General features: G+C 67.2%; 22 protein-coding genes. 10 read left to right on the top strand and 12 right to left on the bottom strand.

Translation table 11 applies throughout. From position 1 onward, the window contains the following. From MIC448_RS08890 to sdhC, 5 genes are all read right to left on the bottom strand, one after another. A partial coding sequence (locus MIC448_RS08890) for an MFS transporter (RefSeq protein WP_036298442.1) occupies positions 1-529 on the bottom strand: 529 nt, incomplete at its 3' end. A gap of 7 nt (positions 530-536) precedes the next feature. Continuing rightward, positions 537-1,319, bottom strand: coding sequence for a succinate dehydrogenase iron-sulfur subunit (locus MIC448_RS08885; RefSeq protein ID WP_036298416.1), 783 nt, complete (start codon positions 1,317-1,319; stop codon positions 537-539). Further along, positions 1,319-3,124 (bottom strand): succinate dehydrogenase flavoprotein subunit, encoded by a 1,806-nt coding sequence (gene sdhA, locus MIC448_RS08880; protein WP_051513470.1) that lies wholly within the window; start codon positions 3,122-3,124, stop codon positions 1,319-1,321. Before sdhA ends, MIC448_RS08885 begins: the two co-directional genes overlap by 1 nt. A gap of 40 nt (positions 3,125-3,164) precedes the next feature. After that, positions 3,165-3,620, bottom strand: a complete 456-nt coding sequence (locus MIC448_RS08875) for a succinate dehydrogenase hydrophobic membrane anchor subunit (RefSeq protein ID WP_036298414.1) — start codon at positions 3,618-3,620, stop codon at positions 3,165-3,167. Continuing rightward, positions 3,620-4,048, bottom strand: a complete 429-nt coding sequence (gene sdhC, locus MIC448_RS08870) for a succinate dehydrogenase, cytochrome b556 subunit (protein WP_081766302.1) — start codon at positions 4,046-4,048, stop codon at positions 3,620-3,622. The genes MIC448_RS08875 and sdhC overlap by 1 nt, the downstream gene beginning before the upstream one ends. 178 nt (positions 4,049-4,226) lie before the next feature. Between sdhC and MIC448_RS08865 the strand changes: the two genes are divergently transcribed. The 10 genes from MIC448_RS08865 (at position 4,227) to MIC448_RS08820 (ending at position 15,669) form a co-directional block, all read left to right on the top strand. Further along, positions 4,227-5,339: a mannose-1-phosphate guanylyltransferase gene (locus tag MIC448_RS08865; protein ID WP_036298413.1), complete on the top strand. Its 1,113-nt coding sequence runs from the start codon at positions 4,227-4,229 to the stop codon at positions 5,337-5,339. Continuing rightward, entirely contained in the window at positions 5,336-6,322 is a 987-nt protein-coding gene (locus MIC448_RS08860) for a nucleoside hydrolase (RefSeq protein WP_243419937.1), read from the top strand. The genes MIC448_RS08865 and MIC448_RS08860 overlap by 4 nt, the downstream gene beginning before the upstream one ends. A 185-nt stretch (positions 6,323-6,507) precedes the next feature. Then, the gene (locus MIC448_RS08855) at positions 6,508-7,575 is read left to right on the top strand and encodes a BMP family protein (protein ID WP_051513467.1); all 1,068 of its coding nucleotides are present in this window, start codon (positions 6,508-6,510) and stop codon (positions 7,573-7,575) included. Positions 7,576-7,679: 104 nt separating this feature from the next. Beyond that, positions 7,680-9,176: an ABC transporter ATP-binding protein gene (locus MIC448_RS08850; RefSeq protein ID WP_036298411.1), complete on the top strand. Its 1,497-nt coding sequence runs from the start codon at positions 7,680-7,682 to the stop codon at positions 9,174-9,176. Continuing rightward, the gene (locus MIC448_RS08845) at positions 9,173-10,444 is read left to right on the top strand and encodes an ABC transporter permease (RefSeq protein ID WP_081766300.1); all 1,272 of its coding nucleotides are present in this window, start codon (positions 9,173-9,175) and stop codon (positions 10,442-10,444) included. The genes MIC448_RS08850 and MIC448_RS08845 overlap by 4 nt, the downstream gene beginning before the upstream one ends. Continuing rightward, complete coding sequence (locus tag MIC448_RS08840; RefSeq protein ID WP_051513465.1) at positions 10,441-11,721, top strand: ABC transporter permease; 1,281 nt, start codon at positions 10,441-10,443, stop codon at positions 11,719-11,721. Before MIC448_RS08845 ends, MIC448_RS08840 begins: the two co-directional genes overlap by 4 nt. Before the next feature lie 2 nt (positions 11,722-11,723). Beyond that, positions 11,724-12,125 carry a cytidine deaminase gene (locus tag MIC448_RS08835; protein ID WP_036298429.1) on the top strand — a complete coding sequence of 134 codons (402 nt, stop codon included), beginning with the start codon at positions 11,724-11,726 and terminating at the stop codon, positions 12,123-12,125. Continuing rightward, positions 12,122-13,444, top strand: coding sequence for a thymidine phosphorylase (locus MIC448_RS08830; RefSeq protein WP_036298409.1), 1,323 nt, complete (start codon positions 12,122-12,124; stop codon positions 13,442-13,444). Before MIC448_RS08835 ends, MIC448_RS08830 begins: the two co-directional genes overlap by 4 nt. A 31-nt stretch (positions 13,445-13,475) precedes the next feature. Then, the gene (locus MIC448_RS08825; protein ID WP_036298407.1) at positions 13,476-14,591 is read left to right on the top strand and encodes an adenosine deaminase; all 1,116 of its coding nucleotides are present in this window, start codon (positions 13,476-13,478) and stop codon (positions 14,589-14,591) included. Between the two features lie 172 nt (positions 14,592-14,763). Further along, on the top strand, positions 14,764-15,669 hold the full coding sequence (locus MIC448_RS08820) for a hypothetical protein (RefSeq protein WP_051513463.1): 906 nt from the start codon (positions 14,764-14,766) through the stop codon (positions 15,667-15,669). 95 nt (positions 15,670-15,764) lie between these two features. On the opposite strand, the gene MIC448_RS08815 is transcribed toward MIC448_RS08820, so the two are convergent. From MIC448_RS08815 to MIC448_RS08785, 7 genes are all read right to left on the bottom strand, one after another. Continuing rightward, the gene (locus tag MIC448_RS08815) at positions 15,765-16,562 is read right to left on the bottom strand and encodes an ABC transporter ATP-binding protein (protein WP_036298405.1); all 798 of its coding nucleotides are present in this window, start codon (positions 16,560-16,562) and stop codon (positions 15,765-15,767) included. Further along, the gene (locus MIC448_RS08810; RefSeq protein ID WP_036298403.1) at positions 16,559-17,584 is read right to left on the bottom strand and encodes an iron chelate uptake ABC transporter family permease subunit; all 1,026 of its coding nucleotides are present in this window, start codon (positions 17,582-17,584) and stop codon (positions 16,559-16,561) included. The genes MIC448_RS08815 and MIC448_RS08810 overlap by 4 nt, the downstream gene beginning before the upstream one ends. After that, positions 17,581-18,627 (bottom strand): iron ABC transporter permease, encoded by a 1,047-nt coding sequence (locus MIC448_RS08805; protein ID WP_036298401.1) that lies wholly within the window; start codon positions 18,625-18,627, stop codon positions 17,581-17,583. The genes MIC448_RS08810 and MIC448_RS08805 overlap by 4 nt, the downstream gene beginning before the upstream one ends. Before the next feature lie 9 nt (positions 18,628-18,636). After that, on the bottom strand, positions 18,637-19,671 hold the full coding sequence (locus tag MIC448_RS08800; protein WP_036298398.1) for an iron-siderophore ABC transporter substrate-binding protein: 1,035 nt from the start codon (positions 19,669-19,671) through the stop codon (positions 18,637-18,639). A 95-nt stretch (positions 19,672-19,766) separates the two neighbouring features. Next, a complete protein-coding gene (locus MIC448_RS08795) occupies positions 19,767-20,729 on the bottom strand; it encodes a siderophore-interacting protein (RefSeq protein ID WP_232711647.1) in 963 nt (320 codons plus the stop codon). Between the two features lie 60 nt (positions 20,730-20,789). After that, positions 20,790-21,941: a mannitol-1-phosphate 5-dehydrogenase gene (locus MIC448_RS08790; RefSeq protein ID WP_036298396.1), complete on the bottom strand. Its 1,152-nt coding sequence runs from the start codon at positions 21,939-21,941 to the stop codon at positions 20,790-20,792. Further along, positions 21,938-22,378 carry a PTS sugar transporter subunit IIA gene (locus MIC448_RS08785; protein WP_036298394.1) on the bottom strand — a complete coding sequence of 147 codons (441 nt, stop codon included), beginning with the start codon at positions 22,376-22,378 and terminating at the stop codon, positions 21,938-21,940. The genes MIC448_RS08790 and MIC448_RS08785 overlap by 4 nt, the downstream gene beginning before the upstream one ends. Positions 22,379-22,473: the final 95 nt, after the last annotated feature.

Genomic DNA, 22,473 nt, shown 5'->3' with positions numbered 1-22,473 from the left:
CGACCGCGACGACGGCGGCGGCGCCGAGCGCCAAGACGGGGCCGATCGTGATCGCGGCGGATCCTGCTACAACGAGTGCCCCAACGATCGCGGCCGCGGTGTACGCGGCGAAGAAGGCGCCCATGATGTCGCGGCGGTAGCGGCGCTGGATGAGCACACCCTGCATGGCGGCGGATGCGTCGACCGCGCCGAGACCGAGCCCGTAGACACCGAAGGCGGCCACGAAAACAGGCAAGGGCGGACCGAGTGCGATCACGGCGAACGCGGCGGCCTGGACGATCAATCCCGCGGCGAGGGCTGTCCGACTTCCTCGCCAGCGCGCGAGCAGATCGGCGACGACCGAGCCGCCGGCCGCCGTGGCGCAGACCAGCAGCACAATGAGCGACACCGCGACGTCGTCGATGCCGAGACGCCCCGTGAAGGACGGCAAGGACGTCACGACAACGGCATAACCGAGGCCCTGAGCCGCATACGCGGCGGTCACCGCAACACGTGACCGGCGGATCTCGAGGGGAGGCGCGCCGGTCACGAGGTGGCTACTTGCCGCGGAGGATAGCCTGCTTGACCTCGGCGATCGCCTGGGTCACCTGAATGCCGCGCGGGCAGGCATCCGTGCAGTTGAAGGTCGTGCGGCAGCGCCACACGCCCTCTTTGTCGTTCAGGATGTCGAGGCGCATGTCGCCCGCGTCGTCACGCGAGTCGAAGATGAAGCGGTGCGCGTTGACGATCGCGGCGGGGCCGAAGTACTGTCCGTCGGTCCAGAACACGGGGCACGACGAGGTGCACGCGGCACACAGGATGCACTTGGTGGTGTCGTCGAAGATCTCGCGGTTGACGATCGACTGCACTCGCTCCTTGCCCGGCTCGGGTGCGGTGTTCGAGATGAGGAACGGCTTGACCTCGCGGAACGACGCGAAGAACGGCTCCATGTCGACGATCAGGTCCTTCTCGAGCGGCAGCCCCTTGATCGCCTCGACGTAGATGGGCTGCGAGATGTCGAGGTCCTTGATGAGCGTCTTGCAGGCCAGCCGGTTGCGACCGTTGATGCGCATGGCGTCGGATCCGCAGATGCCGTGGGCGCACGAGCGGCGGAACGACAGCGAACCGTCGACCTCCCACTTGATCTTGTGCAGGGCATCGAGCACACGGTCGGTCGAGTAGAGCTCGACGTCGTAGTCGACCCAGCGCGGTTCGTCGTCCACTTCGGGGTCGAAGCGGCGGACGATGAAGGTCACCAGAAAGGACTGGATGCCCGTGTCGTTCACGACCTCGGTTTCGGCCTGGGCGTCGGTCGTCTCTACGACGAGCGTGGAGGACATCAGTACTTCCTCTCCATCGGCTGGTAGCGCGTGATCACGACGGGTTTCCAATCGAGCGAAATATGGTCGTCGGCCTTCGACGAGTGCGGATCGCCGGTGAGGTAGGCCATCGTGTGCTTCATGTAGACCTCGTCGTCGCGCTTGGGGAAGTCGTCGCGCATGTGGCCGCCACGGCTTTCCTTGCGGTTGCGGGCCGTCACGACGACAACCTCGGCGATGTCGAGGAGGAAGCCGAGCTCGACGGCCTCGAGCAGGTCGGTGTTGTAGCGCCTGCCCTTGTCGTCGACGTGGATGTTCAAGAAGCGCTCGCGGAGTTCTTCGATGACGTTCAGGACATGGGTGAGGGACTCGTCGGTGCGGAACACCTGCGCGTTCTTGTCCATCTCTTCCTGCAGCGTCTTGCGCAGAACCGAGATGCGCTCGGTGCCCGTTCCGGCACGCAGACCCTCGATCAGGTCGCGGACGGCGCCCGCGGGGTCTTCGGGGAGCGGCACGAAGTCGGCGGTTTTGACATATTCGACGGCGTTCTTGCCGGCGCGCTTGCCGAACACGTTGATGTCGAGCAGCGAGTTCGTACCGAGGCGGTTCGATCCGTGCACCGAGACGCACGCGCACTCGCCGGCGGCGTAGAGCCCCGGCACGACGGTGTTATTGTCGGCGAGCACTTCGGCGGCCACGTTCGTGGGGATGCCGCCCATCGCGTAGTGCGCGGTCGGCATGACGGGAACCGGCTCGACGACCGGGTCGACGCCGAGGTAGGTGCGCGCGAATTCGGTGATGTCCGGGAGCTTCGTCTCGAGCACCTCGGCACCCAGGTGCGTGCAGTCGAGCAGCACGTAGTCCTTGTGAGGACCGGCGCCGCGACCTTCTGCGACCTCCTGCTGCATACAGCGACTCACGATGTCACGTGGCGCGAGGTCCTTGATGGTGGGCGCGTAGCGTTCCATGAAGCGCTCACCACTCGCATTTCGGAGGATCGCGCCCTCGCCTCGGGCGCCCTCCGTCAAAAGGATGCCGAGACCTGCGAGCCCTGTCGGGTGGAACTGGAAGAACTCCATGTCCTCGAGGGGCAGGCCCTTGCGCCAGACGATGCCGACGCCGTCGCCCGTGAGGGTGTGCGCGTTGGACGTCGTCTTGTAGATCTTGCCGAAGCCGCCGGTCGCGAAGATGACCGCCTTGGCGTGGAAGACGTGCAGGTCGCCCGTCGAGAGTTCGTACGCGACGACACCCGACGTCTGGGTCTTGCCGTCGGCATCCTTCGATGTCAGCAGGTCGAGCACGTAGAACTCGTTGAAGAAGTTGATGCCGAGCTTGACGCAGTTCTGGAACAGCGTCTGCAGAATCATGTGACCGGTGCGGTCGGCGGCGTAGCAGGCGCGGCGGACGGGCGTCTTGCCGTGGTCGGCCGTGTGCCCGCCGAAGCGGCGCTGGTCGATCTTGCCTTCGGGCGTGCGGTTGAAGGGCAGACCCATGTTCTCGAGGTCGATGACCGCGTCGATCGCCTCTTTCGCGAGGATCTCGGCCGCGTCCTGGTCGACGAGGTAGTCGCCGCCCTTGACGGTGTCGAAGGTGTGCCACTCCCACGAATCCTCTTCGACGTTCGCCAGCGCGGCGGCCATACCGCCTTGAGCTGCGCCCGTGTGGGAGCGCGTGGGGTAGAGCTTCGAGATCACCGCGGTCTTCGCGTGCGGACCTGCCTCGATCGCCGCGCGCATGCCGGCGCCGCCGGCGCCGACGATGACGATGTCGAACTGATGGTGGTGCACGTCGGTCTTGCTGTCGGTGCCGGTCACGGTCGTCGTCACAGGGGGTGCCTTACTGAGAGGGGTCGTTGGGGATCGTGCGTCAGGCAGCGGCCTGGCACGTCTCCCAGAGGGTGCTCGATTCGGTGACCCCGATGCAGGGGTCGAACGTGAAGACAACGAGGGTGCCGAGGATGATCAGGAATCCGGCCGATAGCCCGATCGCCCACACCAGCACGCGGCGCGCGGTCTGGTGCGTGACGTAGTCGTTGACGATGGTGCGCATGCCGTTGCCGCCATGGATCAACGCGAGCCAGAGCATCGCGACGTCCCACCACTGCCAGAGCGGGTTTGCCAGCTTGCCCGCGACGAATCCGAAGTCGATTCCGTGGATTCCATCGCCGACCATCAGGTTGGCGAAGAGGTGCCCGAAGATCAGGACGACGAGGATCGCGCCGGAGACACGCATGTAGACCCAACCCCACTTCTCGAGGTTGACGCCGCGGCGCTTCGGTCGAGCGTAGGGCGAACGGGGAGCGGCCAGGGTGTTGCTGGACATCACTCACCACCTCCCGCGAAGACGTTGATGAGATGTCGGGGTGTGAAGGCGGCCATCGTGACGACCCAGACCCCGATGACGATCCAGAACATCTGGCGCTGGTACTTCGCGCCCTTCGACCAGAAGTCGATCGCGATGATGCGCAGGCCGTTGAACGCGTGGTACGCGATCGCCGCGACCAGGACGACCTCGCCAAGACCCATGATCGGGTTCTTGTAGAAGCCGATGACGGCGTCGTATGCCTCGGGCGAGACGCGGATGAGTGCCGTGTCGAGCACGTGCACCAAGAGGAAGAAGAAAATGGCGACGCCGGTGATGCGGTGTAGAACCCAGGACCACATGCCCTCACGGCCGCGATAGAGCGTGCCGGCCGGGCGCTTGGAGGTGGTCTCTGAGATCGACAGTGCCTGGCGGGTGTCTGCGGACACGGTCGTCCTCCCTGATCGGTGCGAGGTACGGATGCGCCGGGCCGACGCGGCTCGAGCGCTACGAACATCCTATTCCCGCTCTGCGCGGGTGCGGCGATTAGGCCATCCTAACTATCTCGACATCGAGAAACTTTGCGCGGGTTCGATGGCGGGGGAGCGCCGCGGCTACCCTGACTGCATGGCACAACCGATAGAAGGCTTCTACGCCGTCATCCCGGCCGGCGGCGTGGGAAGCAGACTGTGGCCGCTCTCGCGCGCTGACGCCCCGAAGTTTCTGCACGACCTGACCGGTTCGGGGCAGACACTTCTGCGCGACACCTGGGATCGGCTCGCGCCGCTCTCGGGCGAGGACCGCATCGCGGTCGTCACGGGTCGCGCCCACCGTGCGGCCGTGGAAGCTGAGCTGCCCGGCATACCCGACGCCAACGTTCTGCTCGAGTCCGAGCCGCGGGATTCGGCAGCGGCGATCGGCCTCGCGGCGGCGGTGCTCTCGCGCCGTGAGCCCGACGTGATCATCGGTTCGTTCGCGGCCGACCACGTGATCCGTGGCATGCGGACGTTCGAGTTCGCGGTGCAGCAGGCCGTCGCCGTCGCGCGCGACGGGTACATCTGCACGATCGGAATTCAGCCGTCCGAGCCATCCGTCGGCTTCGGCTACATCAAGAAGGGCGACGAACTCGTCGTCGAGGGCGCGCCCGAGGCCGCCGCTGTCGAACGATTCGTCGAGAAGCCCGACCTCGATACCGCCAAGGAATACTTCGCCGACCGGTCGTACCTCTGGAACGCGGGCATGTTCATTTCGCGCGCCGATGTGCTGCTGGCCGAGCTCGAGCGCAACGAGCCCGAGCTGCACGCCGGGCTCATGGAGCTCGCCGAGGCCTGGGACGACCGCGACCGTCGGGGTCCGGTCGTGGACCGCATCTGGCCCACGCTGAAGAAGATCGCGATCGACTACGCCGTCGCCGAGCCGGCGGCTGAACGCGGCCGGCTGGCCGTCATTCCGGGGCACTTCGACTGGGACGACGTCGGGGACTTCGCCAGCCTCGCGAAACTGAACTCCCGTGGCCGGGGCGAACTCGCCATCCTCGGCGGCAACGCACGGGTGCTGGCGGATGCCTCGAGCGGCATCGTCGTCTCTCAGACCAAGCGTGTGATCAGTGTCATCGGCGTGCAGGACATCGTCATCGTCGACACCGAGGACGCTCTCCTCGTCACGACCAGTGAGCACGCGCAGCGCGTGAAGGGTGTTGTGGATGCCTTGAAGCTGAGCGGACAGGGGGAAGTGCTGTGACCCTTCGACAGGCTCAGGGACCGATTCCTCTCATCATCGACACCGACACTGCTCAGGATGACTGTGTCGCCCTGCTCATCGGTTTGCTGGACCCCGCCGCGGACCTTCGAGCGATCACGATGGTCGCCGGGAATGTCGGGTTCGACCAGCAGGTCCGGAACGCCCATCTGACACTCGCCGCGGCCGGTCGCCTCGGCGAGGTGCCCATCCATCTCGGCTGCCGTCGCCCCCTCGTCCGCGAGTGGGTCTCGGCCGAGAACGTCCACGGCGACGGCTCGGGCGGACTCTCAATCGACGAAGAGGGGCTCGAGGTCTCGGCGGAACACGGCGTCGACGCGCTCATTCGCCTCGCCGCAGAAAACCCGGGAGAGTTGCGCATCGTCGCCATCGGGCCGCTGACGAACATCGCGACGGCGCTGGTGAAGGATCCCGACTTCGTCCGGAACGTCGGCGAGCTCTACATCATGGGCGGCTCGAACAACGGGCGCGGCAACATCACCGCCGCGGCCGAGTACAACTTCTACGTCGACCCCGAGGCCGCCAAGGCGGTCTTCGCCGCAGGCTTCGACATCACCGTCATCCCGTGGGATCCGCTGACCCTCCGCGACGCCGTCTTCTCGCGAGACCGGCTCGCCGAGATCGCGGAGATCGGCACACCGCTGGCCGCCTTCTTCACGCGCATCGTCGAGACCACGCTCGCGTTCGACGAGTCCGTCGGCATCCCGGGCTCGACGCACCCCGACTCGCTGACGGCCGCGGTGCTCGTGCATCCGGAACTCCTCCTGCAGTCCTCGCTGTACGCCGTCGACATCGAGACCGCGTCGGATCTGACGCGCGGGTACTCCGCCATGTCGTGGGGCGTGCACGACCTCGAACCGAACGCACGTGTCATCGAGCGAGTGGATGCGGACGGATTCCTCGTTTACATCCGCGAACTCCTCACTTCTGCCGTCGTCCCGAGCCGAAGCATCCGCGGCCTCTGACCGCGTGATTTCGCGCCCCCAGCGCTGTCCGGCGAACGCTCATGTTTCGGATCGATAGCGCTTTGATAACGCTTCGTGCGCGGAGGCCGTTGGCGGTGTCGAGAGTCGCGTCACACGACGTAACGTTTCTTTGTCTGTCCCGGCGCGGTTTCCTCCGCCCGGGGCTGAACCAAGAGAGGAATCCCGTGAAATCATTCACCCGCAAGCGTGCACTCGGTGCCGTAGCGATCGCCGGCGTCGCCGCCCTCATGCTCTCCGCCTGTGGCGCTGCGCCCGAGGACGAAGGCAACGGCTCGGCCGCGCCTGAGAACGACTTCCTGGCCTGCGCCGTCTCCGACGAGGGCAGCTGGCAGGACAAGAGCTTCAACGAGGCCGCCTACGGCGGTCTGGAGATGGCTGCAGAAGACCTCGGTATCGAGATCAAAGACGCCGAGTCGGGAAGCCCCGAAGACTTCCAGCCCAACCTCGAGGCCATGGTCGGAGCGGGCTGCGATGTCACCTTCGCCGTCGGCTTCAACTTCTCGCTGAACGACGTCATGACCAACGTCGCGACCGAGAACCCCGATTCGCACTTCGTCTGGATCGACGGCTGGAACTCGGGCGAGACCAACCTCAAGCCGATCCAGTACTCGATGGCCGAGTCCAGCTTCCTCGCGGGCTACCTTGCGGCGGCGTACTCGACCACCAAGACGGTCGGCACGTACGGCGGCATGGACATCGACGCCGTCACCGTCTTCATGCAGGGCTTCGAAAACGGCGCCAAGTACTACGAGTCGGAGACCGGCACCCCGGTCACCGTCGTCGGCATGACCGACTTCGTCGGTGACTTCGAGAACACGGGCCTCGCCAAGTCGATCTCGGAAGGCCAGCTCACCGCCGGCGCCGACGTGATCTTCCCGGTCGCGGGTGGACTGTTCACGGCCACGGCCGAAGCGATCCGCGAGTCGGGTGGCAACGCCGTCATGCTCGGTGTCGACAAGGACATCGCCGTGACGCAGCCCGAGCTCGCCGACATCACGCTGACCTCGGTAGAGAAGCGCATGACGCAGGCCGTCTACGACGTCATCGCGGCCCTGGTCGACGGTGAAGAGTTCGACATCGAGCCCTACGTCGGCACCCTCGAGAACGACGGAACCGCGCTCAGCGGCTTCGGCGAGTTCGACGGCCAGGTCTCCGACGAGATCAAGACCAAGCTCGACGAGCTGAAGGCCGGCATCATCGACGGGTCGATTGACCCGCTCGCTGCGATGTAACTAGGAACGATCACAGCAACAACGCACGAACACACGCCGGGGCGGCCGATCGGTCGCCCCGGTTTGTGTCGTCTGGGGCCGGTATCCGGCAGGATGGGTGGACCATGAAACTCGAGCTCCGCGGGATCACGAAGCGATTCGGATCCCTTGTTGCCAATGACGCCATCAGCATCACCGTCGAGTCGGGCCAGATCCACGCCCTCCTCGGCGAGAACGGCGCCGGCAAGTCCACCCTCATGAACGTGCTGTTCGGGTTCTACCAGCCCGATCACGGCGAGATCCTTCTCGACGACGTTCCCCAGCATTTCTCCGGCCCCGGCCAGGCGATGGCCGCGGGCATCGGCATGGTGCACCAGCACTTCATGCTGATTCCCGTCTTCACCGTCGCCGAGAACATCATGCTGGGCCACGAGCCGACGAAGGCGGGCGTCATCGACCTGCCCGAGGCGCGACGACGCGTCCGCGAGATCTCCGAGCGGTTCGGCTTCGACATCGATCCGGACGCGCTCGTCGAGGATCTGCCCGTGGGCGCACAGCAGCGCGTCGAGATCGTCAAGGCGCTCTCGCGCGACGCCAAGGTCTTGGTGCTCGACGAACCGACCGCCGTGCTGACGCCGCAAGAGACCGACGAGCTCATGGCGACGATGCGCCGCCTCGCCGAGCACGGCACATCGATCGTCTTCATCACCCACAAGCTGCGCGAGGTCAAGGCCGTCGCGGACAAGATCACGGTGATCCGCCTCGGCAAGGTCGTCGGCGAAGCAGAGCCCACGGCATCCACCGACGAACTCGCGGCTCTCATGGTCGGCCGCGACGTCGAACTGACCGTGCACAAGAACGAGCCGAAGCTCGGCGACGAGGTCTTCGTCGTCCGCGACCTGACGCTCTTCAGCGAGAGCGGTCAGCGTCAACTCGCCGAGGTGTCATTCTCGATCCGCGAGGGCGAGGTCCTCGCGATCGCCGGCGTGCAGGGGAACGGGCAGACCGAGCTGACCGAGACCATCGTGGGTCTGCGCGAAAAGGCGCGTGGTTCCATCACGCTGTATGGCAAGGAGCTCGTGTCAGCCGACGTTCGCCATGTTCTCGAGAGCGGCGTCGGGTTCGTTCCCGAAGACAGGAAGGTCGATGGGCTCGTCGCCGAGTTCTCCGTCGCCGAGAACCTGATGACCGACCGCTCATTCTCCGGCCCCTTCACGAAGGGACCCTCGATCGACTTCGCACACCGCGACAGCTTCGCCGAACAGGCGATCACGGAGTTCGATATCCGCACACCCAACAGAGACACGCTCGTCGGCCGCCTCTCCGGCGGAAACCAGCAGAAGGTCGTGCTGGCCCGCGAACTCGGGCGGGACCTCAAGCTTCTCGTCGCTTCGCAGCCCACACGCGGAGTCGATGTCGGGTCGATCGAGTTCATCCACGAGCGCATCATCGAGGTGCGCGACTCGGGCGTTCCCGTTCTGATCATCTCGACCGAGCTCGACGAGGTCATCGCGCTCGCCGACCGCATCGCCGTGATGTACCGCGGCGCGATCATCGACATCGTCCCGGCCGACACACCCCGCGAACAGCTGGGTCGCCTCATGGCAGGAGTCACGGAATGAGCACGGCACAGGCTTCCCCGAAGGCCCCCACTCCCGCACCCGCCGATTCTCCGCGGCCGCGCTGGAACGACGTGCTGCACGACATCGCCGCGGGCGGCTTCGTCCGGACAATCGCGGCGGTCATCCTGTCGCTCCTCGTCGCATCCGTGCTGATCGTCTTCACGAACGACGACGTGCTCGGCACCCTCAGCTACTTCTTCTCCCGGCCCGGAGACTTCTTCGTGGCAGCCGGACAGGCGATCGGCAACGCCTACGCCGCGCTCTTCCGCGGCGCGATCTACAACTACAACGCGTCGAGCTTCGAGGCAGGCATCACGCCTCTGTTGGAGTCGCTCCGGTTCGCGGGGCCGCTGATCGCCGCAGGACTCGGCGTCGCCCTCACATTCCGCTCGGGGCTGTTCAACATCGGTGGCCAGGGGCAGCTCATCATGGGCGCGATCTGGTCGGCCTGGGCGTCCTTCCAGCTGCACCTGCCCTGGGGAATCCACCTGATCGTCGCCATGATCTTCGGATTCGTCGGCGCAGGTCTCTGGGCGGGCATCGCCGGATTCCTGAAGGCGAAGACGGGTGCGCACGAGGTCATCGTGACGATCATGATGAATTACATCGCCGTCTCGCTCGCGACCTACCTGATGCGCACGCCCGTCCTGCACGACATGGATGCGGGCAACAACCCGTCGACGCGACCCCCCGACCCGACCGCGGTGTTCCCGCGCATCCTCGGCGACGGTTTCGACCTGCGGCTGGGGTTCATCCTCTGCCTCGTCGCCGTGATCGTGTACTGGTGGCTGATGGAGCGCTCGTCGCTCGGCTTCCGGCTGCGGATGGTCGGGCTCAACCCCGATGCGGCACGTGCCGCAGGCGTCAATGTCGGCCGGATGTACATCACCGCCATGGTGCTGTCGGGTCTGTTCATCGGACTCGCGGGCATGAACCAGTCGCTCGGCCGTGACGGCAACTTCGGGCCCAACATCGACGCGGGCATCGGATTCGACGCCATCACCGTCGCCCTTCTCGGCAGCTCCACGGCGCCCGGCGTCTTGCTGGCAGGCATCCTGTTCGGCATGTTCCGCGCCGCCAGCCCCACGATGCAGCTCGCGGATGTCTCACCCGAGATCCTCGGTGTGATCCAGGGTCTGATCGTCCTGTTCATCGCCGCCCCGCCGCTCGTTCGCGCGATCTTCCGCTTCCTGCCCAAACAGCGAGAAGTGACGGAGCTGAACACGGGAGCCAAACCGCAACTCGAGGCTAAGGAGGGGGCGCAATGACCGCCGTCGCGCCCACCCCGTCACCCGTGGCACACGCTGTGCCGCTCGCGCCGCGCAAGTGGCGCACTCCGGTGCTGCTCGCAATCGTCGCCGTCCTCGGGCTCGTCGCATTCGGACTCTTCGGTCGGGATGAGCCCGTGCGCTTCGTCTGGTCGAATGCCTCCGATGCGGTCGTGCTGCCGGCGCTCGATTCGACCTCCCGTCTCGTCGGTATCGTCATGGGCCTCATCGCGACGATCGCCGCCGCGGCCTCGTTCTGGTACGCCGCGAACCGCCGCAAGGTTCCGGTCTGGCTCATCCTGATCGTCGGCCTCGCCTTCCTCGTGGGGCTGGTCGCGTGGGTGGGGAGCGGCGGCAACGTCCCGGTCGTGTTCCTGCTGACCGGAGCGATCGCCCTGTCCACGCCGATCGTGCTGGGCGGGCTCGCCGGAGTTCTCGGCGAGCGCGTGGGCGTCGTCAACATCGCGATCGAGGCTCAGTTGCTCGCCGGCGCGTTCGTCGCGGCGTTCGTCGCCTCATCGACCGGCAACTACCTGGTGGCTCTCGTCGCGGCGATGGTCGCCGGGTCGCTGGTTTCCGTGATCCTCGCGGTGTTCGCCATCCGATACCTCGTCGACCAGGTCGTGGTGGGCGTCGTTCTGATCGTGCTCGTCAGCGCGATCACCAACTTCCTCTACTCGGCCGTGCTGTCGCAGAACTCCGCTGAGCTGAACAATCCCGGCACACTCCCGCGCATCGCGATCCCGTTCCTCGCCGACATCCCGGTGCTCGGTCCCGTGATCTTCAACCAGCGGATCACGACATACCTGATGTTCCTGCTCGTGCCGCTGGTGTGGTTCTTCCTGTTCCGCACGAAGTGGGGACTGCGCATCCGTGCCCTGGGCGAGCACCCGCAGGCAGCAGACACCGTGGGCATCAACGTCAACCGGTGGCGCTTTTGGACCGTGACGCTCTCGGGGCTGATCGCCGGTCTCGGCGGTGCCGCCCTCACGATCGGTGCCGTCGGCCCGTTCGTTCGAGAAATGAGCGCCGGGCAGGGCTTCATCGCGCTCGCCGCAGTGATTCTCGGTCGGTGGAATCCGTGGGGCATGGCCGCGGCCGCGCTGCTGTTCGGCTTCAGCAGCAACTTCCGGGTGTGGGCTGGCCAAGCCGGCTCCGCCCTTCCGCCCGACCTGATCGAAATGACGCCCTACGTCGTCACGATCATCGCGGTCGCCGTCGTCGCGGGCCGAGTGATCGGTCCGAAGGCCGCGGGCAAGCCCTACATCAAGGAGTGATCGTGACCGATATCGACTGGGACGAGCTGCGTGCGGTGGCAACCGACGCCATGCAACGTGCCTACGCCCCCTACTCGCGGTACCGCGTGGGTGCTGCGGCGCTCGTGAGCGACGGCCGCATCGTCTCGGGCTGCAACGTCGAGAACGCCTCCTACGGAGTCGGCCTGTGCGCTGAGTGCGCGCTGGTCGGTGACCTGCACATGTCGGGCGGCGGACAGCTCGTCGCGTTCGTCTGCGTCAACAATGCGGGCGAGACGATCATGCCGTGCGGACGCTGCCGGCAACTGTTGAACGAGTTCGCCCTGCCGGGCATGCTGCTCGAGACCGTGTCGGGCATCCGCACGATCGATGAAGTCCTGCCGGATGCATTCGGTCCCCGTGACCTCGAAGAGGCTGCGCGGTGACCGCTGCGAGCAGCGAAGCATCCGGTTCCATCGAGGCATACGACGCGGTCGACGTCATCCGCGCCAAGCGTGACGGGGGAGCGGTGCCCGAGCCCGCGCTCCGCTGGATGGTCGACGCGTATACGCGCGGCTACGTCTCCGACGCGCAGATGTCGTCCTTCGCGATGGCGGTGTTGCTGAACGGCATGGAGCGGGACGAGATCCGCGTGCTGACCGAGGCGATGATCGCCTCCGGCGAGCGGATGAGCTTCACGGGTCTCGGCAAGACGACCGTCGACAAGCACTCCACCGGGGGTGTGGGCGACAAGATCACCCTGCCGCTGGCGCCACTCGTGGCATCCTTCGGCGTCGCCGTTCCGCAGCTCTCGGGTCGCGGCCTCGGACACACCGGCGGCACGCTCGACAAGCTCGAGTCGATTCCCGGATGGCGCGCGGCGCTCTCGAACGATGAGATGTTCGCCCAGCTCCGAGACGTCGGCGCGGTGATCTGCGCCGCGGGTTCGGGGCTCGCTCCCGCCGACAAGAAGCTCTACGCCCTGCGGGACGTGACCGGCACCGTCGAGGCGATCCCGCTCATCGCGTCGAGCATCATGTCGAAGAAGATCGCCGAGGGCACGGATGCGCTCGTGCTCGACGTCAAGTTCGGCTCGGGCGCGTTCATGCAGGACATCGATCGTGCGCGCGAACTCGCCCGCACCATGGTGGCGCTCGGCACCGATTCGGGCGTCGCGACGACCGCGCTGCTGACCGACATGAACACCCCGCTCGGCCTCGCGATCGGCAACGCCAACGAGGTGCGCGAGTCGGTCGAGGTGCTCGCGGGCGGTGGCCCAGCGGATGTCGTCGAGCTGACCATCGCGCTCGCGCGGGAGATGCTCGCGCTCGCGGGGCAGCCCGACGCCGACGTCGAGAGTGCGCTCGCCGATGGGCGGGCCATGGACGCCTGGCGCGCGCTCATTCGCGCGCAGGACGGCGACCCGGATGCCCCGCTCCCCACGCCGCGCGAGACCCACACCATCACGGCCGGGCGTGCGGGCACCGTGTCCCGTATGGATGCCCTGCCGTTCGGCATCGCCGCCTGGCGGCTGGGCGCCGGACGCGCCCGCGCCGAGGACGCGGTCATCCACGCCGCGGGAATCGACCTGCATGTGAAGCCCGGCGACACCGTGTCGGAGGGTCAGCCCGTTTTCACCCTGCTCGCGGACGACGCGGCGCGCTTCGACCGCGCACTCGCGGCGCTCGATGGGGCGTGGTCGATCGGCGACCCCGGAGCTGTGCCCGAGCGCGCACCGCTCGTCCGCGAACGCATCACAGCATGACGCACGACCCACTCGAGAGGAAGGCGATCGCATGACGATCGACGCGAACGGCGACTTCAGGGTGCAGGGGGTCTCGGTGCGATCGCTGCCGAAGGTCAGCCTGCACGATCATCTCGACGGCGCTGTGCGCATCGAGACCGTTGTCCAGCTGGCCGAAGCGGCCGGGATCGATCTGCCGGGCGCGGGCGTGGACGGGCTCGCCAGCTGGTACGACGAACGCACCGACTCCGGCTCGCTCGTCGAGTACCTGTCGGCGTTCGATGTCACGGTGAGCGTCATGCAGACGCGCGAGGGGCTCACACGGATCGCCCGCGAGTTCGTCGAGGACCTCGCCGAGGACGGCGTCATCTACGGCGAGGTGCGCTGGGCGCCCGAGCTGCATGTCGCCGGGGGACTGAGCCCTGACGAGGCAGTAGAGGCCGTTCAGGCGGGGATCGAGGAAGGCGAGGATGTCGCGGACCGCTCGGGCCGGAGCATCCGCGTCGGCCAGATCCTCAGCGCGATGCGCCACACGGACCGTTCGCTCGAGATCGCCGAGCTCGCCGTGCGTCACCGCGAGCGTGGCGTCGTCGGGTTCGATATCGCAGGCCCCGAGGACGGCTTCCCGCCCTCGCGCCTGCGCGAGACCTTCGACTATCTCGCCTCGGAGTTCTTCCCCGTCACGGTGCACGCGGGCGAGGCGGCGGGCATCGACTCGATCCGGTCCGCGCTGATCGATGGTCGGGCGCTCCGCCTCGGTCACGGTGTGCGCCTCGCATCCGATCTGAACGTCGTCTCTCGCGCGGGCGATGAGGTCGTGGTCACGTTCGGACCGGTCGCGCGCTGGGTGCGTGACCGCGAGATTCCGCTCGAGCTCTCTCCGTCGTCGAACCTGCAGACCGGGGCGATCGAGGCGTGGGGCACCGAGCTGGCGGATCATCCCTTCGATCTGCTGTACCAGCTGGGTTTCTCGGTCACGGTCAACGTCGACAACCGCACGATGAGCCGCACGTCGCTCACGCGCGAGCTCGCGCTTCTCGCGCGCACGTTCGACTACGACCTCAACGATCTGCAGGCTTTCCAGTTGAATGCCGCGGCGGCAGCATTCCTCTCGGTGGAAGAGCGCGAGGAGTTGATCGAGCTGATTGCCGAGGGTTTCGCGGCCTGACCCGCGTCCGTTCGCTGAATGTCCCACCTTTTCACCTCAAGCTTCCGTTTGAGGTGAAAAGAGGGGACATCGACGAGCGGTTGCTTCCTCCACAGCGGCCCAGCGGCGCGTTGTGGGGTGCAGGTCGAGGCTCGGCGAGGTCCTGGCGACTGTCTGCGCGACAGGGTGGAGGATGCCTCGCCGTCGTTCGCCCATCGTTGAGCTCGCCAACCCATTGTCATTTCACGACGCTGTCGCGAATGGCATCGGCCGCCGTCGTCTCGCTTCGCCCGCCGTGGAACACCCGTTCTGGGGCGTCGTCCGGGAGCGCCCCGAGGAATCGAGCGATGACTCGTTTCTCGACAGCTGCCGGGCGTTCGCTGTACGGATGCCCGATCACCAATTTTTCTCGCACGGTACGGCTCTACGGTTGATCGGTGCGCCGACTCCCTCGGGCGCGTCGGGCGAGATGCACGTCGCCGCACACCGGCCTTCTCGCGAGCCGAGGACGCGCGGTGTCGTCGGACATCGGCTGCAGGTGCGTGATTCCGCGACGCTATGGGTACATGGACTGCGCGTCGAGCACCCCGTGCGAGCGTGGCGGCAGGTGGGCGGAAGGTGGAGTGCGCTTGCCCTCACCCAGATCGGAGACTTTCTCATCGGAGGGCGACGGCCGCTCGCTACTGTCGAAGAACTGCGGCACGAGCTGCATGTGATGGGGGGAACGCCCGCCCTGCGTGCTGCGCTCGTGCAGTTGAGAGTCGGGTCCGAGTCCCCGCGGGAGACTGAGCTGCGGTTGATCCTCACCGGTGCCGGACTACCGGAACCCGAACTCAACGTGAGTATTTACGGCGGGTACGGCGAATTCGTGGCGCGACTGGATCTTTTCTATCGCCGCTACCGCGTTGCCGTGGAGTATGACGGGCGGCAGCATGCGATCGACGAGCGTCAGTATCGCCGAGATTCCGACCGTTGGGACGCGATACGCGACGAAGGCATCCTGCACGTCCGCATCCTGAACCACCACATGCGAGACGGAGGCCGCCCGGCCGTCTCCCGAGTTCGCAAGGCGCTGATCGCGAGGGGATGGCAACCCTGAATGTCCCACCTTTTCACCCCATGGGACTTCATGGGGTGAAAAGGTGGGACACCCGGGGGCGCGGGCGCGTCAGCTGTGGTGGGGGCGCGGGCGCGTCAGCTGTGGTGGCGGCCGCGGGGGAGGACCAGCGGGGCGCCCGAGACGGGGTCGGCGATCACCTGGCAATCCAGGCCGAAGACCGCCCCTACGTTCGCCTCGGTGATGACCTCGGCGGGGACCCCGGATGCGTAGATCCGACCCTCACACACCGCCACGAGGCGGTCGGCGTAACGGGCCGCGAGGTTCAGGTCGTGCAGCACCATGGCGATCGTCGTGCCGCGTGACCGGTTGAGATCGGTGAGCAGGTCCAGCACCTCGATCTGATGTGTCACATCGAGGAACGTCGTCGGTTCGTCGAGCAGCAGGATGTCGGTCTGCTGCGCAAGTGCCATCGCGATCCAGACCCGCTGGCGCTGGCCGCCGGAGAGTTCGTCCACGGCCCGGTCCGCGAGGTCGGCGATTCCGGTCGCGTCGAGTGCGTCGGCGACGGCCTCGTAATCCGCTGCGCTCCACCGGGCGAGAAAGCGTTGGTGCGGATGCCTCCCTCGGCCGATCAGATCGGATACGACGATTCCCTCCGGTGCCGTGGGGCTCTGCGGCAGGAGCCCCAGGCGCCGGGCGACCTCACGAGAGGGGAGCCGATGGATCTCTTCCCCGTCGAGCAGCACCGCGCCGCTGCGCGGCTTGAGCAGCCGGGCGAGGGCACGCAGGACGGTCGACTTGCCGCATCCGTTCGCCCCGACGATCGCGGTGATCTGCCCCGACGGTATCGACAGATCGAGGTCGTGCACGACCTCGCGGTCACCGTAGGCGAGGGTCAGTGACTCTGCTGAGAGCCGATCCGCGTGCGTCATAGTGAGCCTCCCGCGCGATTGTTCCGGATGAGGAGATAGATCAGGTACGGGGCGCCGAGCACGCCCGTGATGACGCCGACGGGGTAGCGGGTGCCGAAGGCGAACTGGCCGATGAGGTCCGCGACGAGTACCAGCAGCGCCCCGACGAGGGCGGCCGGGAGCATGAGCGAGCCACCCGGTCCGACGATCCGCGCGGCGATCGGACCGGCCATGAACGCGACGAACGCGATGGGTCCGCTGGCGGCGGTCGCGAAGGCGAGGAGGATGACGGCGGCCAGGATCATGAGCAAGCGTGTGCGGTTCGTGCGCACTCCCAGAGGCGCGGCAGAGTCATCCCCGAGGTGCAGTGCGGCGAACGACCGCGACGAACCCATCAGGAGCGGCCCGAACAGGGCGACGACTACGAGGAGCGGCAGCACCCGCTCCCACGACGCGCCATTCAGGCTTCCGGTGAGCCACTGCATCGCGACCTGCAGGTCCCATGCCGCGGCGCGGGAGAGGAGATACGTGATCAGGCTGTCGAGCATCGCGCCGACGCCGATACCGATCAGGATGAGCCGGATGCCGGAGAAGCCCGCCTTGTACGACAGGAGGTAGATGGTGCCGGCCGTGATGAGGGCCGCGACCAGCGCGAAGATCGAGACCTCACGGTCGCCCAGACCGAGCGTCACCCCCGCGAAGACGGCGGCGGCGCTGGCACCGGCGCTGATACCGATCACATCGGGCGAGGCGAGCGGGTTGCGCAACAGGGTCTGGAACGTCACGCCGGCCAGGCCGAATGCGGCGCCCGCGAGGAGTCCGAGGGTGGCGCGCGGCAGGCGCAGGGTGCCGACGGTGAAGGATGCGCCGGGTACCTGTTGCCCGAGGATCACCTGGACCACTTCGCCCGGCGAATAGAACGTCTGCCCGACCATGAGCGTGACGGCGTACGCGACGAAAACGGCGATGCCGAGGATCGCGATGATCCCCGCGCGGCGGCGGAACCGGCTGCGGCGCCCGGCGATGACGGAGTCGAGGGTCATAGTTCCCGCACCCGCTGTCGCCGGACGATCCAGATGAAGACGGGTGCCCCGATGAACGCCGTGACAATGCCGACGTCGATCTCTTCCGGGCGGGTGATGATGCGCCCGATGACGTCGGCGAGGGTCAGGAGCGCGGCGCCCGCGATGGCGGAGAAGGGCAGCAGCCAGCGGTGGTCGGTACCCACCAGCAGGCGACACAGGTGCGGGACAACGAGGCCCACGAACCCGATGGGGCCGGCGATCGCGGTCGCTGCCCCCGCGAGGATGACGGCGCCGACCGCCGCGAGGAGACGCGTCTGTCCGACTCGGACGCCCAGGCCCGCGGCCATGTCGTCGCCGAGGGCGAGCGAATTCATGCCCCGCGCGCTGATCAGGCAGATCAGGGCACCGAGTCCGAGGAAGGGGGCGACCACGAGGATCCGATCCCAGCTCGCACCGCCCACGCCGCCGATCTGCCAGAAGCGGAAGGTCTCGAGGATGTCGACGCGGGGGAGCAGGATGGCGCTCACGAGCGAGGAGAAGGCGGCGGCGGATGCGGCCCCGGCGAGCGCGAGCTTGAGCGGTGTCGCGCCGCCTCGTCCCATCGATCCGACGGCATACACGAAGGCGGATGCCCCGGCCGCTCCGAGGGTCGCGACTCCGATATAGGAGTACGGATTGCTGAGGCCGAAGAACGCGATGCCGATCACAACGGCCAGGGCCGCTCCGGACGACACCCCGAGGATGCCGGGGTCGGCGAGAGGATTGCGGGTGATCGCCTGCATGGCGCAACCCGACAGGGCGAGGGCTGCGCCCACGAGCATCGCGAGCACGGTGCGGGGCATCCGGAGGGTGACGGCTGCCTCGCCCACATCCTCCGCGCCGCCGCCGAGGGCGGCGAAGATCTCGGTGAGTGAGACATCCCGAGCACCGAATGCGAGCGATGCCGCGCCCAGGATGACGAGAAGTACGAGCCCCGCGAACAGCCAGGCCAGGCGAACGCCGACCGGGCGCCGCAGCGCGGCGACTCCGGTCGGTCGTAAGCCCGGCCTGACGGTGGTCACGGGTGGGTGCTAGCCGTTCTGCGAGAGCGCGCTGGCGAGTACCGCGAAGTACTCATCGACGCCCCAGCCGATCGACAGGGGCGAGGGGTTCGCCGATGCCGCGAGGGGGGTGGAGTCTTCGAGCACCGCGATCTGTCCGTTCGCGATCGCCGGGATCTGCGACAGCAGGGGGTCGGCCTTGATCGCCTCGACGAGCGCACCGTCGGCGTCGCCGTAGGTCACCCAGATGTCGACGTCCGAGAAGCGGTCGGCCTCTTCCGCGCTGACCTGCAGATAGAACTCCTCGGTGTCCGCGGACATCTCGGAGACGATGGCGGGTGCGGGAAGACCGTTCGCCTCGAGGAAGCCGGGGCGCGTGTCGTGGCTCGTGTAGAAGCCGATCTGGCTGAAGTCCGTCGGGTCGATGTACGAGAACAGGACCTTCTTGCCGTCCAGTTCGGGGTACGCCGCGAGCGCGTCGGCGACCTGGCCCTCCAGGTCCGAGATCAGCTGCTCGCCCTCCTCGGCGAGACCGATGGCCTCGGAGTTCAGGCGGATCATGTCCTCGTAGGAGGTGCCCCAGGCGACCTCGGGGTAGGCCACGACGGGCGCGATCTGCGACAGGGTGTCGTAGTCCTCCTGCGTCAGGCCCGAGTATGCGGCGAGGATCACATCGGGATCGGTGTCGGCGACGGCTTCGAAGTCGATGCCGTCGGTCTCGTCGAAGAGCACCGGGGTTTCGGCGCCGAGCTCTTCGAGCTGGTCCTCGACCCAGGGGAGGACGCCGTTGTCGTCGTCGTCGCCCCACGTGGCCTTGCTCATGCCGACGGGCACGACACCGAGCGCGAGGGGCACCTCGTGGTTCGACCAGGCGACGGTGGCGACGCGCTCCGGCTTCTCGGTGATGACGGTTTCGCCGTAGGCGTGCTCGACGGTGACGGGGAAGCCGTCTGCCGATCCCTCGGTCGTGGTGCTGTCATCGCCGGCCGGCGTGGAGCACGACGTGAGGGCGAGCGAGGTGAGGGCGGCTGCGGCGAGCAGACCCATGCTGCGGGGCACTCTCATGGGAGGTCCTTTCGGGAGGAGGGCGCGAGGATTCTCGCTAAGGCAAGGCTAACCTAACGAAGTGCAGGCTTCGAATCGGACGGGTCTCGTTCGCGTCACATCTCGGCGCGGCCGCGCCGCCAGTAACCCATGAAGGCAACGGCCTTGCGGTCGACGCCCCGCTCGGAGACGAGGTGCCGCCGCAATTCTTTGATCGGCTGAGCCTCACCGGCGAGCCACGCATAGAAGGGTGCCTTCGCCAACAGGGGGTCGCCCTGTGCGTCGGTCGGAACCTCCCAGAGGAGCCCGGCATCGATGTCGACGTCCTCGAGGACGGCGGCCGAGGCGTCCTGCGCGTCCAGCAGCTCGGCCGCGGCGGCGTGCACAGCCGGAATCAGCGCGGTGCCCACGGCCGCATCGCCGCGAACCACGACCCGCAGCTCCACGCCCCGGGGCGGTTGACTGAGGGCTCGGGCATCCGTGGCATCCGGCACTTCGACGACCGCGATGCCGCGCGCGCCGGCGGGCAGACGCTCCAAGATGCCGGAGACGGCCGGCAGTGCGGTCTCGTCGCCGGCGATGAGCACGCGGCCGACCTCGGCAGGCGGCCGCCAGTCGACACCCCCGTGGAAACCACCGGTGTAACCCGTGTGTGGCACGCACACGATGATTCGGTCTCCGACGCTCGCGTCGAGTGCCCAGGCCGAGGCGGGGCCCAGTCGGCCGTGCAGCGCGATGTCGACATCGAACTCGGATGCCTCGGGCCGGACCGTCCGCACGGTGTAGGTGCGCATGGGGGGACGGACCGCGTTATCGAGCTCGCGCCAGGCTCCGTACCAGTCGTTGCTGTCGACCAACACGTCGAGGGGCAGCTCGGTGATGTCCGAGCCCGGCACGGGGAAGAGGATCTTGAATCGCTGGTCGAACCGGTTGTCGGCGACCGTGTGCAGTTCGGGGCCGGTGAGTGTGAAACGACGGAACGTCGGGCTCACGACCTCGATGCGTGCGACCTCGGCCAGCATGGGCACGAAGGCGACGTCGGGGGAGCGCTTCGGCAGGGTCCGCGTCTGAGTGTTCACTTAGGTAAGGCTAAGCGAACACGCGCAGCCTTGCAAAGCGATGCGACAAGCTCGCTCCGCTCAGGGGAGCTCTGCCTGTCGAGCCGCGACAACCGCCTCGACCCGTGCGAAGAGCGGATGCTCCCGCTCCAGGCCCGTGACGGTCGCGGTGAACTCGGCCGCATCCAGCTCCCGCAGCATCCGCTGTACGTCCGCCGACTGGGGGTCCTCCGCATCCTCGAACGCGAGAGCGGCGCCCATAGCCGCGACGAGAGCCGACGTGGGTAGCCCACGCTCAGCCGCTTCGGCGGCAGGGCCGACGAAGCGCTCGTGGCGTGAGAGCTTGCGAAGAGGCTGGCGACCCACCCGCCACACCGTGTCGGGCAGAGCGGGATTGCGGAACCGTTCGAGGATCCGCTCGCGGTATTCGGCGAGCCCGCGCGGGTCGAGTTCGTGCTTCGCGACGAGCAGCGCGGATGTCTCTTCCAGCGTCGCGCTGACGCGTTCCGCGATCTCGGGCACCGCAAGAGCGTCCGAGATCCGCTCCACGCCCGCCCGCGCGCCGTAATAGGCCGTCGTCGCGTGACCCGTGTTGACGGTGAAGAGCTTGCGCTCGATGTAGGGGGCGAGGTCGTGCACGAAATGCGCACCGGGGATCTGCGGCGGGTCGTCGCCGAACGGGGGACGCTCGATCGCCCACTCGTAGAAGGGCTCGACCGTCACGTCCACACCCGGGTTGTCTTGGGGGGCCGGCACGATGCGGTCGACGGCGGTGTTCGCGAACACGGCGCGGCTCGCGATGGCGTCCCAGGCTTCGCCCGCTTGCTCGCGGATGTGGTCGCGCAGCACGTCGGTGGCGTTGATCGCGTTCTCGCACGCCATGATCTGCAGCGGGGGAGAGGACGGATCGCGCAGCGCCACGCCGGACAGGATGAGTGGGGCCAGGAATTTCAGGACCGTCGGGCCGACCGCCGTGGTGACGATATTCGCTCCCGCGATCTCGTCGATCACCTCTTGCGGGTTCTCCGCGCTGTTGATCGCCCGGAACCCGGTCACGACCTTGTCGACGCCGCCAGCGCCGACCTCGTGCACCGTATAGCTCTTCTCGGCGTTGATCGCGTCGACGAGCGCCGCCGAGACATCCGAGAACACGAGCTCGTAGCCCGCTTCGTGCAGAAGCAGCCCGACGAAGCCGCGCCCGATGTTTCCGGCGCCGAAGTGGACGGCCTTCACGACTCGTTCACCGCGCTGAGGATCGCGAAGAGTTCTTCGGGGGTCGAGACGTTCTTCAGAACGGCGACTTCGTCCTCATCGGAGAAGACCAGCGCGATCTGCGACAGGATCTCGAGGTGCTCATCACCCTTGCCGGCGATACCGATGACGAACGTGACAGGTTCGCCGCCCCAATCCACGCCGCCGTCGTAGCGAACGACCGAAAGCGCAGACCCGAGGATCGCATCCTTCGTCTCGTTCGTGCCGTGGGGGATGGCCAGCTCGTTGCCCATGTAGGTCGAGACCGTCATCTCGCGCTGCTGCATCGCATCGAAGTACTGCGAGGTGACGGCGCCCGCGGCTTCAAGGATGTCGGCGGCCTCTTTCATGGCCTCCTCCCGCGTCGCGGAGCCGGAGTGGATGCGGACCTGACCGAGGGTGAGGACGTCGCGTGCCATGGTGATGCCTTTCTGTTGAACAACCTCTAGCGTGTCCCACTTTTCCTCGCTTCGGGTGGCCGATAGCGAGGAAAAGTGGGACACGGTCGTACGGA

Origin of the sequence: Microbacterium sp. C448, from assembly GCF_000582705.2 — a bacterium.
Taxonomy (GTDB): domain Bacteria; phylum Actinomycetota; class Actinomycetes; order Actinomycetales; family Microbacteriaceae; genus Microbacterium; species Microbacterium lacus_A.
The sequence above is the reverse complement of the archived record's forward strand: the minus strand, read 5'-3'. Positions and strand labels throughout refer to the sequence as shown.